This is a genomic window from Streptomyces niveiscabiei (assembly GCF_001419795.1).
Classification (GTDB): domain Bacteria; phylum Actinomycetota; class Actinomycetes; order Streptomycetales; family Streptomycetaceae; genus Streptomyces; species Streptomyces niveiscabiei.
Genome location: NZ_LIRL01000054.1, coordinates 1 through 14381, shown reverse-complemented (window position 1 = coordinate 14381; position 14381 = coordinate 1). Strand labels below are relative to the sequence as shown.

Genomic DNA, 14381 nt, shown 5'->3' with positions numbered 1-14381 from the left:
GGGAGGAGAACGGATGGACCCGCACGACAGCGAAACGGCTGAGCAAGCCGTCCTCGCCGTCCTGGCCGGAACGCCGGTCGAGGAGGTCTGCGCCCGGCTGGGCTCGTCACCGGCCCGGCTGGCCGAAGCCGTCGAGGTGTACCGGGCCGCTGGACGGGCAGCGCTCGGCGCACGGTCGGCGTCCTCAGACTGGCAGCAGGTGAACATCGAGTTCACCGACTACCCGACCGCTCAATCCGCCTTCCTCACCTACTTGTTGACGTCTCTCCGTGCAGCGTGTGCGGCGGGGGAGATCGGTGCTTGGTGGTTCGTCCGCAAGTTCCCCTGTTGGCGGCTCCGTCTGGCTCATGGGCCACGGTCGTCGGCCGAGTGCACGTCGGAGCCACTTCGTGAAGCTCTCGACAGCGCAGTCTCGTGGGGTGTGGTGAGACGGTGGTGGCCGTCGCCGTACGAGGCCGAGACAGTGGCCTTCGGCGGGGCTGACGGGATGAGGATCGCCCACGACTTGTTCCACGCGGACAGCGTGGGAGTACTCGACTACCTGGGTGGCTCGGTGTCAGAAGGCAGCGTCCCGCTCGACGCCAAGGCGACCTCGCTGATCATTACCAGCCTGTTCCTGCGCGCCGCCGGTCAGGAGTGGAGCGAGCAGGGGGACGTATGGGCGCGGGTCGAGGCCAAGCGCCTGCTGCCTGATGATGTCCCGTTGGAGCGGGTGACGGCCATGACCGGCGCGGTGCGTGAACTCCTGGCCGCCGATACCATGTCCGCCTTCGCTGTCGGCAACTCACTCGCCCCTCTGGCCAGTTGGGCCGACGCGATGAAGCACGGCGGCCAGAGCCTCGGGAACGCCGGCCGCGAAGGGCGGCTCGCGCTCGGCACACGGAGCATCCTCGCCCGGCACATCCTCTTCCACTGGAACCGCATGGGCTTCACGACGCACCAGCAGGCGATTTGGGCACGGGCGGCTCGGGAGGCCATCATCGGAGGCTAGCCCGTCACGACGAGACCCGTTCAAGGACCGACCATGGTGCATGAACTGATCGCCATTTGCGACGTATGTAAACAAGCCGTGGCCGACGGTGGAGGCAGCCTCTGGGTGGACATGGCAGAAGTCGAGCGGTGCTCCACCCACACCCGTGCGTGGGAGATCCTCGAAACCAGGCAAGAAGCACCCGGAATCCAGTCTTTCGACGCGGCAAGCCTGATGTCGTACCCCGAAGCAGCCCGTTGGCAAGTGCACCACACAGCGTGCGACCCCTCACCCGACGCGAACACGTACGCCGTCGAAGTACACCGTTGCCGAAGCTGGGCGGACCTCGTCCTCTGGACTGCGCACCTGATGGGAAAGGCATGGCTCCAGTACACCGACTGGGAGAACCTTCTCCAAGAGGCGGCCGAGGCGACCGGAAAACGAATCACACCGACCGTGCCGCCCAGGGTTCACTGGTAGGTCGTCCACATCCCGAAGACGGCGGTACCCAGGGAGGGACACCGTACGGGCAAGAACCCGGATGACGTTCGCCACGAGAAGCGCATCGTCTGGACCGAGGACATCGACAAAATCGACTACGTACGCGAATCCCTCACCGCCGAGGCCGGTCAGGACGTACCCGTCCCCCGCCGGACCCCCGTACGAACATTTGGTTAGAGGGGCGCCTTATACACGACCGCTCCCGCCGTCACCACGGCCGAGCCGGCCAGCGGGGGTGCACCACCGGCAGTTCATGTCCTGGCGAGGTTCCTGCAGGTCACGCTGGCGAGTACGGGGGCGATGAATGACAGCGGCGTGATCGTGGTCGTCATCATGCAGGCCGGTGGCAGCCAGGACGAAGTGGTTGAGGGCCTCGGCAGCTGCAAGGGTGTTGAGCGTGATGACGCTGGGCGACGGGACACCGGGAACGTAGCGGGCAGCGTCCCGTTCGGACTTGGGGTGCATGTCAATCGCGAGCTGAGTGGAGTCGATGAGCCGGTTGCACCACAGGCAACCGTCGCCGGGGAGCATGATCCGGGTGGCGGTATGGATCTGGCCGACGTTGCCAGCGGAATCAACAGGGATCTTGACGCCTACTTGGACGCCTGGGATGAGGAACTGCTGAACGGCTGCGTTGACCCAGTGGCGGGCAGATGCGCTGTCAGCGGCAAGGAAAATCCAGTCGCAGAGCGCCAGTTCTTTGAGGGCCTCGGGGTGCTCCACGCGTGTGGCCTTGGAGATCAGACGAATGCGGGCATTGGCACACTGCGCGTTCCGGGCCGCAAGGTCGGTCTTGAGCCGACCGACGTCGTCCTTTCCGGCAGCTACGAGGCGAGGCAAGTTGGTGGCTTCGACGGTGTCGTCGTCGATAAGGACGAGCGTGCCAACCCCCAGGCGGGCCAGTTCTTCGACAAGGATGCTGCCGACACCCCCCAGACCGACGACTGCAACTCGGAGCCTGTTCAGCGTCTCCTGCCCGACGTCGCCCAGGAGCCGGGCCTGTCGATCGTGCTCCGGCTCGACAGGCGTGGCAGTGGCTGGACAGGGGCGAAGACGCAGCAGATTTCCTCCCGGGATTACGGTCTCACTCAGGGGTACACGACTGCCGTCGGCGAGCCAGAGGTCCCCCGCAGCGGCATGTGGGGTAATGACAAGCCCCCCGACCGTCTGTCCGGTGATCTGCCTCAAAGCCGGGTAACCACGCTCATGGCTCGCGGTGTCGACCGAGGAGAATCGAACCCGATCCAGCCCCGCGTGGGCATGGACCGCAAGGTAGGCCGCAGATTCGTCGCGGGCACGGACTGCCGCTTCCCGGACGAATGATGGGGCGAGAGCGTGGTGGCCGTACTCGCCGGGGATGTAGTCGGTGTCATTGGCGGCCATGATCAAGTCATAGGCCAGCAGCCTCGGACCCCGTGTTCCTTCGGCATGACCGGCCAGCAGCACGGCCCCGCCACCGGACGGGAACAGATGTGCGGACAGTTCGGTCCAGAGACTGCGGGTGACAGTCAGGCTCCATCCCTCGGCGGGCGGGTTCACTGGTCGGCGAGCCATCTGCGGATCCTTTCGGCCTTGAGTGCCGCACTGTCGATGGTCGCGTCACGACGGTTGGAGCGGCGGGAGATCTGCAGTGCGGGCTCGCCGCGCCAGCCCGTCGACTGGACTGCCGGTCCATGGGGCTGCCCGTCCGTACGGGAAAGCGGCCCGACGTAGTGGGGATAGACATCGGCGTCCGGGTAGGCAGCGCTGATCTGGAATCCGAGCCAGGTGACAGCTGGAGCGTAGGAGGGACCGACCGACACATCCTCGACGGTGACAAACACACCGCCAGTGCCGTCCGGGACCATCTCGACCGGGTGACCGGCGAACTGGGCCCGGACGACCTCGACGGCTTCGGTGATTGCCGAAGCAAGGTTGTTCACGAGTTGTCGTCCGGGGGCACAGCCAGGAACTCCTGGTTCGGGTGAACCCGGATCTCCTCGTCATCATCGACAACCTCGTAGCGCCCGTTCCCCCACTTGACCGACAGCTGGAAGCCGATGTCGATCGGTACGCCTTGGGCAACCGCTACCTGCTTGATTTCCAGGCCAGTGAGTTCACGGCCAGGCAGGATCACGGGTTGGTTGTTCACGGTGACCGTGACCTTGACGGGGCGGCGCTCATCCTGGCCGGCCGTCGGCTCGATGGTGGTGTCCATCGCGTTCCTCTTTCCTGGTGGTACCGGTGCCGCCTGATCAGAGGCGGGCACGACCGCGTTTCGAGATCTTCGCATCGTTTGAGATGTCGAACACTCGCGATCACGCTAGCACGAGGGTGTTTGAGATGTCGAACACTGATAGAAAGGAGGCAACAGCACACAGCAGAGGAGGAGGGCGATGGCCAGGACTCGCGTGAACGTGGCCGCTCTGTACGCGGCCCTCGATGCCGCACGGACCACGAGAGGACTCTCGTGGCGACAGTTGGCAGGAGAGGTAGGCGTCAGCCCTTCGACCATGACCCGGCTAGCCAACGGCCACCGACCGGACGTGGACGCCTTCGCCGCTCTCGTCCAGTGGCTCTCCCTGCCAGCCGAGAACTTCATGATCGAGCCAGGCATCGACATCGAGGCCAAACCCGCTGCCGAGCCAGAGCTACTGGTACAACTCGCCCCGCTCCTGCGCGCCCGCAGCGACCTGGGCGAAGAAGACGTGCGGTACCTGGAAGAGGTGATCGGAGCGGCAATGCGTCGGTTCGCCTCCGACCGCGACTCCACTGCGGGGTGAACGTGGGATCTCGGTGGACCAAGAAGGCACTCGAAGAACTGGCGCTTGAGGAGCGTCGACGGATCGGAGTCGACCTCCACGACCCCCTAGACCTCACGCGCCTCACCGATGAGTGGGGTATCCGTGTGTACAGCCTGAGCGACCTCGCCGCTCACGGTTGCTCACCAGCGGCGCTGGACTACTTCAGCTCCACCGGCGCAGGAAAGTGGTCCGCTGCGCTGGTCCCAGCAGGAACAGGTTGCTTCATCCTCGTGAACTCCTCTCATACACCACAGCGGTGCCGATCGAACATCGCGCACGAGATGGGGCACCTCCTTCTTGAGCACGAGTTCAGTGGCGTTCTGGTCAGCGATGGCGGGTGCCGCAGCCTTGACCCGGCGATGAAGATTCAGGAGCAAGAAGCGCACGACCTGTCCGCGGAGCTGCTGATCCCCAAGTCGGCCGCGATCAAGGCCGCGTTTGACAACCTTGCCGACACCCAAGTCGCTCAGCGCTTCGACGTCAGTATCGAGTTCGCGCGAATGCGCATGAACGCCTCAGGCGCCAGGACGATCGCGGCACGGTCTAGAGCCAAACGCCAGTAAGTGACCTTGCTCTGTAACTGGAAATCGAGCACTCCGGTCTCAGTTCGGGTCTCATTCGCCCCCGTCCGACCCTGTCCGAACGGGGGCGCCCCGAACTTTCCATCGCAGGCCAGGACACACATGGCTCCCGCCGGACACCCCTACGAACATTTGGAAAGCGTGTTGGGGGCAACCCCTCACGAGTTCGAATCTCGTATCCTCCGCCAGTGCCTCACCGGGCACGTTGTCGAAGGGCCCCACCGTTCGCGGTGGGGCCCTTCGACGTGTGTGGTCCGCTTTCCGGCTCACAGACCGCGGTCGGACATGACCTTCTGCTCGGCCTGTTCCACGGCGAACCGGCCGGCCGGGTCACCGCCAGCGCGCTCGATGGCGCCGCGGACCAGGGCGAGGTAGAAGAGGGCGGGCGCGCAGGGGGTCCAGCGTTCCTCCGGCTCGTCCGCGATGAAGCCGAGGACCGACTCGGGGTCGGCGTCCACGAACTCGAACCGGTCGTGCTCCCACTTGTCGATGACACCGCGTGTCCAGCGAAGACGCAGCGCCGGTTCGTCGAGGTCGGGCGCGACCGCGCGGAAGAACGCCGCCCACTGGTGGTTGACCAGGTCGAGCCCGAACCCGAGCAGTTCCACCCTGGTCCGGTCCCCGTCGTGCACGGCGAGTTCCTCGAGGAGGGCGCGGCGCGCGACGGCGTGCAGGCTGACCGGGCTGCCGTCCCGGGGCAGGTCGTGCTGCTGGGCCATGCCCTCGTTGGCCGAGGAGTTCCACCGCGCGCTGTTCGGCCCGGCGACCTGGGCACTGCGCCGGGAGAACAGCATCTTGCCGTCCTTGCCGGTCTCCAGGGCCACGTTGATGCCGAAACTACAGTTCATCCAGGAGGGCGCGTCGGCCGGGTCGCCGCCCTCCAGGTACTGCTCGCGCAGCGTGAGGCCGTTCTTCTGCCGCCGGTCCAGGTTGAGCGAGGTGGTGAGGAAGTCGAAGTAGTCCGCGTCCCGCATGGTGAGGGACACCACGGGCTCCTCGACCACATGCGTACGGGTGACCACGACCCGCTCGACCGCGAAGCGCGCGTTGTTCCACCGGTGCGGCAGCCCGCCGGCCTCCTTGCGCTCCTCCTCCGCCTCGATGGACCGCCGCCAGGCGGCGATCTCCTCCGGGAACTGCACACGCTTCGGCGTGTACTTGACGTGGACGTTCTCCTCGTCGATGAGCCGGGTCCCGTCGCCCTCCAGGAGATGACAGTCCGTTGTCCGGCCAACCACTGTGAATCTGTCTCGCATCGCCAACTCCACTGATAAACAAGCTGTGGTGGACACTCTCAGGGGGGCTGTCGATCTCATGGTACGAAGCGACACGGACAACCGGCTGGCGTTGCTGAAAGCCGAGCGGCGCTCCTCTTCCTTGGTGTGCACGATCGCCGTACCGGAGTACCTCCACCCGGACGCGGAGGAGCGGCAGAGGCTGCGCCGCCCGGAACTGGACGAGGTCCGTGACCGTTTCACCGGGACCGTGCGGGAGAAGCTGGGGTTCGGGGAGACCCTCCGGGCCGACCGGGGCGGGGCGACCCGACGGCGGCTGTGGGCCGGGTTGGGGGAGTTCCTGGCCGCCGGCGCCCAGCGCAAGATCCTCTACTGGACGGGGCACGGCGTCCAGCGCGGCGACGAGGGCTATTTCCTGGCCTGCGCCGACTCCTGGCAGTCGGGCGAGTTTGACCCCGCCCGGGCCGTCTCCCTGCTGGAGCTGGTGGGTTTCCTGCTGCGGCCGGAGTACGAGACGGACACCCTGCTGATCGTCGACGCCTGCTCCTCCCAGAGCTACAACTCCTTGGGCGAGGCGGTGCGGCACGCCGTGGACCTGGCGCGGGACCCCGCGGTGATCCGGGCGTGGGAGAGCCGGCGGAAGGGCTTCGCCGTCATCGGTACCTCGGGGGCGGACGCGCAGGTGCCGGCGGGCCGCTGGGTGACGTGGCTGGAGGAGGCGCTGGCCGAGCCGGACTTCGTGGCGGACGACCAGGCGCGCCCGTTCGAGCCGTCCGCGCTGTATCTGCCGCTGCCGTATCTCTGCCGTGCCGTGGACGCGCGGGCGGCGGACGACGGTCTCGACGACCCGGCGCAGCGGCCGGACTGCCGGGAGGTCGGGGCGCTGCCCAACAACTTCCTCGACAACCCCTACTACCACCAGTCCGACCGGCCGGTGTACACGCCGGCCGTGCTGACGCGGCGGAAGCCGTGGATCGAGGCCGAGCAGTTCGGGCTGGAGGAGAACAGCCATCTCAGCCGCCACTTCGCGGGCCGGCGGGAGGTGCTGAGCCGGATCGTGCGCTGGATGGACACCCACCCGAAGGGGCTGCTCGCGGTGACGGGCCTGGCGGGGACGGGGAAGACCGCGCTGCTCGGCCGGCTGGCCCACACCTCTCTGCCGAGCTGGCGGGAGGCCCTCGGTCCGGACCTCGACCCCGCGACGCTGCCCCGGGCGGGGAGCGTGCATGCGGCGCTGAGCTGCCGGGGGCACTCCGCGCATTCGCTGGCCGCGCAGCTGCGGGAGGTGCTGGCGGACGTCGACGGAGCGCCGCCGCTGCCGGAGGAGCCGGTGACGTCGGAGAGGTTCACCGACGCCTTCGAGGAGCTGGTCGGCCGGGCGGGTTCGGTGAACCTGCTCTTCGACGCGCTCGACGAGGCCCTCCCGGACCAGGCGTACGCGATCGCCCGGCACGTCCTGAACCCGCTGGCGGCCACGCCCGGTGTCCGGGTGGTCGTCGGTACGCGGACGCAGCCCCGGCGGCGTACCACCGCGCCCGCGGAGGAGGAGTCGCTCCTGGACACCCTGGAACTCGGCGTCGAACCCGTGGTCCTCGGGGACGACGAGGAGGCGCGCGCGAGCATCACCGGCATGGTGCTGTCCGTACTGGGGACCAGGCACTCCCCGTACCGGGGTGACGCGCGGCGGGAGGACCGCGACTGGACGGCCGAGGTCGTCGCGGCGCAGAGTCACGGCTCGTTCCTGGTGGCCCGGTTGGTCGCGACCAGGCTCACCCGGCGGACCACGGTCGCCGCCGAGGCCGAGCTGCTGTCGTGGCTGCGGGACGGCGGCATGGACCTGCGCACCCGCCTCGCGGAGGAGACGCGCCACCTGGGCGAGCAGCCCGGCGCGCAGCGTGCCCACGAGGTGCTGCGGGCGTTGGCGGTGATCCAGGGGCCGGGGCTGACCCCGGACGCGACCTGGCTGACGCTCGCCAACGCCCTGCGCGAGGCCGGCTCGCCAGAGCTGACGCTGCAAGATCTGCGCCAGGTGTGCCGGAGCGCCGACGGCGGCATCGTCGCCACCCAGAAGGACGGCGCGCGGCAGACGGCCGGGCGGATCCGCCATCAGCTGGCCCATCCGAGCTATGGCGAGTTCTTCCTCTCCGACGCCGGACTGACCGCCCGGGAGGCGCACCGCAGGGTGCTCGACGCGCTGCGCGCCGGCGGTGACTGGAGCGGCGCCGACGAGTACACCGTCGAATACCTGGGCGCCCACGCCGCCCAGGTGGGGCCGGACGCCCTGCGGGAGCTCTTCGAGGACGTGGGCTTCCTGCTGCGCACGAACCCCGATGTCATGCTGCCGCTCGCGGCGGGCCTGGCCCGGGACTGCGACGGCGCCGCGTTGTACGGCAGGGTCGCGAGCTCGTTCCCCCGCGCGTCCGGCCCGCTGCCGGCGTCGGTTCTGCTGGAGCGCAAGGCCCTGTTCAGCGCCACCGCCTTCGTCAGCCACCGCGACGGGACGTACCGGACGCTGCGGCCCGCCGACGGCTTCCTGCCCTGGCAGGAGTACTGGACCGACGTCCTGCCGGACCCCCCGGAGTGGCGGCGCGCCGCGCCTTCGGGCGGCGCGCGGGCGCTGAGCTGGCGCGCCGGGGCCGGGGCGGTGGGGCCGGCCCACGCGGGCACCCTGACCGCCGGCGGACTGGGGGAGATCCATGTCCTGCACCCGGAGTCGGGCGCCCGGCTGCTGACCCGTCGGCTGCCCCGGACCGGCGGGGAGCGCGGACGCCCGCTCAGCGAGGTGCGTGAGGTGGGCGCGGGGGCCCGCTGGGCCACCGTCGCCCGGGACGATCAGACCGTGTACTTCTGGCGCGCGGGTGCCCGGATACCCGATCAGGAGTACCGGTGGGGCGGCAGTGTGCGCGCCCTGTCGGTGGCCGAGGCGGACGGCGAGAGCGTGGCCCTGGCGGCCGACGGGGACCGGGTGTGGGTGTGGTCCTGGAAGCTCGGCACGCACCTGGACACGCAGCTGAAGGAGGTCCGTACGGCCGATGTGCGGCAGCTCGCGGCCCTCTCCCTGGGCTCGCGGATGTTCGTCCTGGCGGCGGGCGCGGAGCGGGTGGAGCTGTTCGAGGTGAGCCGCACCCGCAACGGGGTCGACGGTCTGCACGCCGCCCGGACCGATCTGGGTGTGACCCTGGCCGCGCCCGCGATGGCCGCCGCGGCGTTCGCGGCCTCGCCCCAGGAGGGCTACCTCTCGGTGGCCGACGGGACTGCTGTGTACGTCTGGCGGTGCGGGGCCGTGTCCGGCCCGACGCCGGTCGTGGAAAGGGTGGCGACGTACCCGTCGAACGCGCGGGGTCTGGCCTTCGGGTGGTACGGCGATGAACCGCTGCTCGCCGGATACGAGGAAGTGGCCGTCCGGATCTGGTCCGTCGGGCGGGCCGGGCGCGAGGCCACGCTCGTTCTGGATGCCCCCCGCGAGGGCGCCATGGCGTTCGAACCGGGCGGTCAGGGACTGCTCGCGGTCGCCGACGGCCCGTACATCCGGGTGGTCGACGTGGTCCCCGCGCTGGAGGCCCACTACGGGATCCAGCGGCGGCCGAGCAACGAGCGCCCGGTCCTCGCCCTGGCCGGCGCGCCGGAAGGTCCGCCGCTGCTGTGCCGCGCCTGGCACGACCGGATCCGGGTCTCCCGGCCGGAGCAGGGGGATCCGGCCGCCCTTCCGGCCACGGAACTCGCCCACGAGGGGCGCACGGTGACGGCGGTGGCCGCGGTGCGGGCGGCGGACGGCTGGACGGTGGCCGCCGCGGCCGGCCGGACCGTACGGCTGTGGCGTCTCGACGAGAGCCTGTCGGTCGTCACCCACCAGGACATCCCGCTCGGCGGAGACGCCGGCCAGCCGGCCCGCGCGCTGAGCCTGGTCGGCGACCCGGCCGCGGGCACGCTGCGGCTGAGCGTGGCGAACGGCCGGCGGCTGGTACGCCACGAGGTCCCGGCCGATGTCTCGTCCGCCGGGGTCGCGGTGCGGGAGATCCGGACCGACCGCGGGTTCTGCGGGATCGACACGAGGATCCTGCGGGACGGTTCGTACTGGATGGCCGGTGATCTGAGCGACCAGTTGCAGGTCTGGACCGAGGGCGAGCACGGCGTCGAGCGGCGCGTCCTGCTCCCGGCCGCCCCCTCGTGTCTCGCTCTCGGGGAGCTGTACGACGACGAGGACGACGCCTCGATGCCCCTGCTGGCCTGGGCGGACCACGGCAGCGTGTACGTCAAGGACTGCTCCGGTGACGAGGGCCTTCACCCCCCGGAGCGGCTGCCGGGGGACTTCCCCGAGGTGACGTCCCTGGTGTTCGCCGGCCCCGTGGAGCGGCCCGTGCTGTTGCTCTGTATGCCGCAGACGGTGTCGCGCGCATGGGACGTCTGGTCCCGGGAATGGCTGGACGGGCCGGGGATTCCCACGCGGGGGTACGACGTGCACGCCGTCCGTACCGCGATGGACCCGGAGGGTCTGGTGATGGCGTTGCAGGGGGAGGACCGTTGCGATCTGATCCGGCTGCCCCGCACGTTCTTCGGTGCCGGGACACGGGGAGGGTGAATGGAACACGATCTGGTGGTTTTCGTCCCGGGGTTTCTGGGCACCCGGCTGTGCCGGGACGGCCAGGACCTCTGGGCGCGATGCAGTGAGCGGCTGATCGGCTCGGCGGCCACGGCGCTCACCGAGGTGGCCCTCCCGCCGGGGCTGGGGGACGCGCCGCCCGAAGGCCCCTTCCGGCTGGACGCCGACGCGCTGTTGCAGGTCCCGGACTCCGTGCCCGGGCTGCTGTCCTGCCTGGGCTATCCCGACCTCCGTGCCGCCCTCGGCGACCCGCTCGACGCGCAGTTCGTGCCGTTCGGTTACGACTGGCGGCTCTCGCACCGGCTGGTGGCCCGGCAGCTGAAGGCGCGGGTGGCGCGCGAGCTCGACCGGTGGCGTGCGGAGGCGGACGCGCACTATCCGGACCGGGCCGATGATCCGCGCGTCATTCTGGTCTGCCATGCGACGGGCGGTCTGATCGGGCGGCACTATCTGGAGTGCGAGGACGGCCGGGAGACCGCCCGGACCCTGGTCACCCTCGGCACCCCGCAGCAGGGGCTGGTCCAGGCCGCCCGGCTGCTGGCCGGTCATGCGATACCCGGCGACGCGGGCCCCGGCGCGGACGTGGCCGCCCGGCTGAACGAGGCGCTGCGCGACTGGGCGCTCACCCTGCCGGCGGTCGTCGAGATGCTGCCGTGGTATCCCGCTGTGCGGGTCGAGGGAAAGAGCCGCGAGCGGCAGATCACCGACAACCGCTACCCGGTTCCCGGGCTGCCGGGCCACGCCGTCCGCGAGGCGCTGGCCTTCCGGGAGGAGTTCCGCTCGGCGTGCGACGAGCACCGGCGCGCCGGCCCTCTCCCGTACACCGTGCACTGCCTCGGCAGCGTCGACTTCCCGAGCCCCGAGGCGCTCGTGCTCTCGTCCGACGGGTCGCGGATCACCGACAGCCTGCCGGGGACCGGCGACGGGACGGTGCCGCGCCGGTCGGCCGTCGCGGACTGGACCGGTACGGACCCCATGCTGTGGACCGGGTTCCGGAACGCGGACCTGGCGAGCGGTCCCGCGCTCCGGGACGCGATGATCGCGATCCGCGCGGGCCGCCCGCCCGGCGGCACGCTCGCCGGCGCGGAGGGCGTTGTCCTGCACCTGCCCCGGGACCCGGTCGCCGCCGGCCGTCCGTTCATGATCGAGCTGCTGGGGCACGACCTGCCGCGGCGCAATCTGCGGACCGTCATGTGGCGTTCGGGCCGTCCCGACCGACAGCCCGTCGTCTTCCGGCCGTACGGGCCCGACCGGTACCGGGCGGAGCTGGAAGTCACCCCCGGACGCTGGGTGGTCGAGGCGCTGGTCGACCGGCCGAAGGGGCGTGACCGCCGGGACGTGACGGTCGTGGCGGTATGAGAGCCGGGACGACCGGAACCGGCGCCCCCGCGTGGCCGCAGTGCGGACACCTCGACGCCGGGGAACGCTGCCGGGGGCGCCGAGTGGGCTCGTCCACGGCCTGCCTCGCGCACCTCGACAGCGCCGAACGTGCCGCCCACCTGGCCTCCCTGCCCCCCGGCGCCGACCTCGACCACCGGGGTACGCCCTTCACCCAGAGCCTGCTCGACGAGCTCCTCGCACCGCTCAGGGACCCGGGGAGCGGGCGGGCGCGGGTGGGGGAGGCATCGTTCGACGAGGTGCGGTTCACCGGGGACGCGGAGTTCGAGGGGATCGACTTCGGCGGCTTCTGCTCCTTCGCGTCGGCCGTGTTCGACGGGGGTGTGTACGTCCGTGAGGTGCGCACCGGGGGCGATTTCGGCCTCGGTGGGGCGCGGGTCGCGGACGATGTGTGGCTCGATGACACCGACGTGCGCGGCGATGTCTGGTTCTACGGGGCGCGGATCGGGGGCGCGTTGCGGTTCGGTGTCCGCGAGGTCGGCCGCGGCGCGATGTTCAAGGGCATGACGTGCGGGGACGCCTACTTCTCGGGTGTCCGGGTGGGTGGCGTCGCCTCCTTCGAGGGGGCGGTCATCGACGGGGAAGCCGCCTTCGACGGCGCGGTCTTCGAGGAAGGCGCCGACTTCGAGAAGATCCGGATCACCGGCCGGGCCTGTTTCGACGGTGCGCGTTTCCACCGGAGCAGGGCCTGCTTCAACGGAGCGGACATCGGGGGGGACATGCCGTTCGCCGAGGCTCACTTCGCGGCGGAAGCCACGTTCGACGGGGCCGCGATCGGCGGTGACCTGTCGTTCTCCGGGGCCCGGCTGGAGGCCGGCGTGGGTTTCCGGCGGGCGGTGTTCCGGCGTACCGCCCGGATCGGCCCGCTGGTCTGCCCGGGGACCGTGGACTTCTCCGACGCCGTGTTCGAGGCCGCGGTGACGCTGGAGGCCGCCGCGCGGGAGGTGCGCTGCCGGCGGACCCGGTGGGCGTCCACCGCCGCGCTGCGGCTGCGGTACGCCGGGGTGGATCTGAGCGACGCCGTGGTGGAGTTCCCGGTGACCGTCGTCGGCCGGCCCCGCCCGTTCGTCTCGCCGGAGGGCAAGGCGATCGCCGAACCGGAGCTCGGCGACCCCCATGTGCGTGTCACCTCGGTCAGGGGCGTGGACGCCGCGTATCTGGTGCTGGCCGACGTCGACCTGACCGGCTGCCTCTTCGTGGAGGCGGTCCACCTGGACCAGTTGCGGCTCGAAGGCCGCTGCGTCCTGCTGTCACCACCCGTCGGGCTGCGCTGGATACGCCGCCGGACCCTCGCCGAGGAGCACCACTGGCGGGCGCCCCGGTACGGCGACGGCTGGACGCCCAAGCCACCGGGCGTCGAGGCGCATGAGCCCGCCGTGCTCGCGCCGGTCTACCGGCAGCTCCGCAAGGCCCTCGAGGACGGCCGGAACGAGCCGGGCGCGGCCGACTTCTACTACGGCGAGATGGAGATGCGCCGCCACGACGCCACGGCGTCCCTCGGCGAGCGGACCCTGCTGCGGCTGTACTGGGCACTCTCCGGATACGGCCTGCGCGCCACGCGTGCCCTGGCCTGGCTGGTCCTGACGATGACGGCCACCGTGCTGGCGATGATGCTGTGGGGGTTGCCGCAGGCCGACCCGGACCCGGTCAGTTCGGGGACCACCGACGGCCGGCGGGTGACCCTGACGACCAAGAAGCCGGCACCCGTCAACCCGAAAGGGCCGCACACGAGGCGTCTGACGTCCGCGCGGTTCGAGAAGTCCGTGAGGGTGGTGGTCAACTCGGTGGTCTTCCGGGCCTCCGGACAGGACCTGACCACCACCGGGACGTACGTCGAGATGACCGCCCGCCTCGTCGAGCCGGGCCTGCTCGGGCTCGCCCTCCTCGCCGTGCGCAGCCGCGTGAAGCGATGACGTGACGCTTACCTGTCCGCAGGAGCGGCGGTCGGTTTCCGTGCTCCTCGTTGGCGTGGTCGCATCGGGCGGAAGAGGACGTACACGGTGGAGACCACGACGAAGGCCAGGCGCAGGAGGCCGCGGGTGGGGTCGTTCAGGGTGGTGAGGACGGGGACGTAGAGGGTGAGGAGGCCGATCCAGGTCCACCAGGGGATGAGGCGGCGTTGGCCGATGGTGTCCCAGAGGAGGGTGCCGAGGAGGACCGAGGCGGTGTAGTAGGTGTAGACGCTGGGGTCCAGGGCTATGCGGGCGTTCGCGCCGAGGAGGACGACGGCGGGCCAGCGGCCTCGGGCGACCGCCAGGCAGCCGAGGGTGAGGCCGAGGGCCGCTTGGGCGGGGCGGCCCCAGGGGGGTGTGT

The 14381-nt window shown here is 70.4% G+C and carries 11 protein-coding genes and 1 pseudogene; 7 read left to right on the top strand and 5 right to left on the bottom strand.

The window, feature by feature from the left end:
- Positions 1–13: 13 nt before the first annotated feature.
- Positions 14–991 carry a thiopeptide-type bacteriocin biosynthesis protein gene (locus AOK24_RS03420; RefSeq protein ID WP_055718555.1) on the top strand — a complete coding sequence of 326 codons (978 nt, stop codon included), beginning with the start codon at positions 14–16 and terminating at the stop codon, positions 989–991.
- Positions 992–1024: 33 nt separating this feature from the next.
- Positions 1025–1450, top strand: coding sequence for a hypothetical protein (locus AOK24_RS48310; RefSeq protein WP_133258263.1), 426 nt, complete (start codon positions 1025–1027; stop codon positions 1448–1450).
- Positions 1451–1657: 207 nt separating this feature from the next.
- Here the strand turns inward: AOK24_RS48310 and AOK24_RS45345 are convergent, their stop codons facing one another.
- Genes AOK24_RS45345 through AOK24_RS03405 form a run of 3 tightly spaced genes read right to left on the bottom strand, consistent with a single transcriptional unit; the run spans position 1658 to position 3668 of the window.
- A complete protein-coding gene (locus AOK24_RS45345) occupies positions 1658–3025 on the bottom strand; it encodes a ThiF family adenylyltransferase (RefSeq protein WP_079056660.1) in 1368 nt (455 codons plus the stop codon).
- Positions 3007–3393, bottom strand: a complete 387-nt coding sequence (locus AOK24_RS03410) for a hypothetical protein (protein WP_055718553.1) — start codon at positions 3391–3393, stop codon at positions 3007–3009. The genes AOK24_RS45345 and AOK24_RS03410 overlap by 19 nt, the downstream gene beginning before the upstream one ends.
- Positions 3390–3668, bottom strand: coding sequence for a multiubiquitin domain-containing protein (locus AOK24_RS03405; RefSeq protein WP_055718552.1), 279 nt, complete (start codon positions 3666–3668; stop codon positions 3390–3392). Before AOK24_RS03405 ends, AOK24_RS03410 begins: the two co-directional genes overlap by 4 nt.
- A 178-nt stretch (positions 3669–3846) precedes the next feature.
- Between AOK24_RS03405 and AOK24_RS03400 the strand changes: the two genes are divergently transcribed.
- The gene (locus tag AOK24_RS03400) at positions 3847–4233 is read left to right on the top strand and encodes a helix-turn-helix domain-containing protein (protein WP_055718551.1); all 387 of its coding nucleotides are present in this window, start codon (positions 3847–3849) and stop codon (positions 4231–4233) included.
- Between the two features lie 125 nt (positions 4234–4358).
- Positions 4359–4817, top strand: coding sequence for an ImmA/IrrE family metallo-endopeptidase (locus tag AOK24_RS44945; RefSeq protein WP_167376798.1), 459 nt, complete (start codon positions 4359–4361; stop codon positions 4815–4817).
- Positions 4818–5101: 284 nt separating this feature from the next.
- Here the strand turns inward: AOK24_RS44945 and AOK24_RS03390 are convergent, their stop codons facing one another.
- Positions 5102–6091, bottom strand: coding sequence for a nuclear fragile X mental retardation-interacting protein 1 (locus AOK24_RS03390; RefSeq protein ID WP_055718549.1), 990 nt, complete (start codon positions 6089–6091; stop codon positions 5102–5104).
- Positions 6092–6149: 58 nt separating this feature from the next.
- Between AOK24_RS03390 and AOK24_RS03385 the strand changes: the two genes are divergently transcribed.
- Genes AOK24_RS03385 through AOK24_RS03375 form a run of 3 tightly spaced genes read left to right on the top strand, consistent with a single transcriptional unit; the run spans position 6150 to position 13981 of the window.
- Positions 6150–10649: an ATP-binding protein gene (locus tag AOK24_RS03385; RefSeq protein ID WP_055718548.1), complete on the top strand. Its 4500-nt coding sequence runs from the start codon at positions 6150–6152 to the stop codon at positions 10647–10649.
- Complete coding sequence (locus AOK24_RS03380) at positions 10650–12029, top strand: esterase/lipase family protein (RefSeq protein ID WP_055718547.1); 1380 nt, start codon at positions 10650–10652, stop codon at positions 12027–12029.
- Complete coding sequence (locus AOK24_RS03375) at positions 12026–13981, top strand: pentapeptide repeat-containing protein (RefSeq protein ID WP_055718546.1); 1956 nt, start codon at positions 12026–12028, stop codon at positions 13979–13981. The genes AOK24_RS03380 and AOK24_RS03375 overlap by 4 nt, the downstream gene beginning before the upstream one ends.
- Before the next feature lie 8 nt (positions 13982–13989).
- Here AOK24_RS03375 and AOK24_RS03370 read toward each other — a convergent pair.
- Positions 13990–14381 (bottom strand): annotated as a pseudogene (locus tag AOK24_RS03370) (hypothetical protein); the annotation flags it as partial.

Bases quoted from the DNA above. Each gene is read 5' to 3' on its own strand.
- AOK24_RS03420 (WP_055718555.1), top strand. From the start codon at position 14: ATGGACCCGCACGACAGCGAAACGGCTGAGCAAGCCGTCCTCGCCGTC.
- AOK24_RS48310 (WP_133258263.1), top strand. From the start codon at position 1,025: ATGGTGCATGAACTGATCGCCATTTGCGACGTATGTAAACAAGCCGTG.
- AOK24_RS45345 (WP_079056660.1), bottom strand. From the start codon at position 3,025: ATGGCTCGCCGACCAGTGAACCCGCCCGCCGAGGGATGGAGCCTGACT.
- AOK24_RS03405 (WP_055718552.1), bottom strand. From the start codon at position 3,668: ATGGACACCACCATCGAGCCGACGGCCGGCCAGGATGAGCGCCGCCCC.
- AOK24_RS03400 (WP_055718551.1), top strand. From the start codon at position 3,847: ATGGCCAGGACTCGCGTGAACGTGGCCGCTCTGTACGCGGCCCTCGAT.
- AOK24_RS03390 (WP_055718549.1), bottom strand. From the start codon at position 6,091: ATGCGAGACAGATTCACAGTGGTTGGCCGGACAACGGACTGTCATCTC.
- AOK24_RS03385 (WP_055718548.1), top strand. From the start codon at position 6,150: ATGGTACGAAGCGACACGGACAACCGGCTGGCGTTGCTGAAAGCCGAG.
- AOK24_RS03380 (WP_055718547.1), top strand. From the start codon at position 10,650: ATGGAACACGATCTGGTGGTTTTCGTCCCGGGGTTTCTGGGCACCCGG.
- AOK24_RS03375 (WP_055718546.1), top strand. From the start codon at position 12,026: ATGAGAGCCGGGACGACCGGAACCGGCGCCCCCGCGTGGCCGCAGTGC.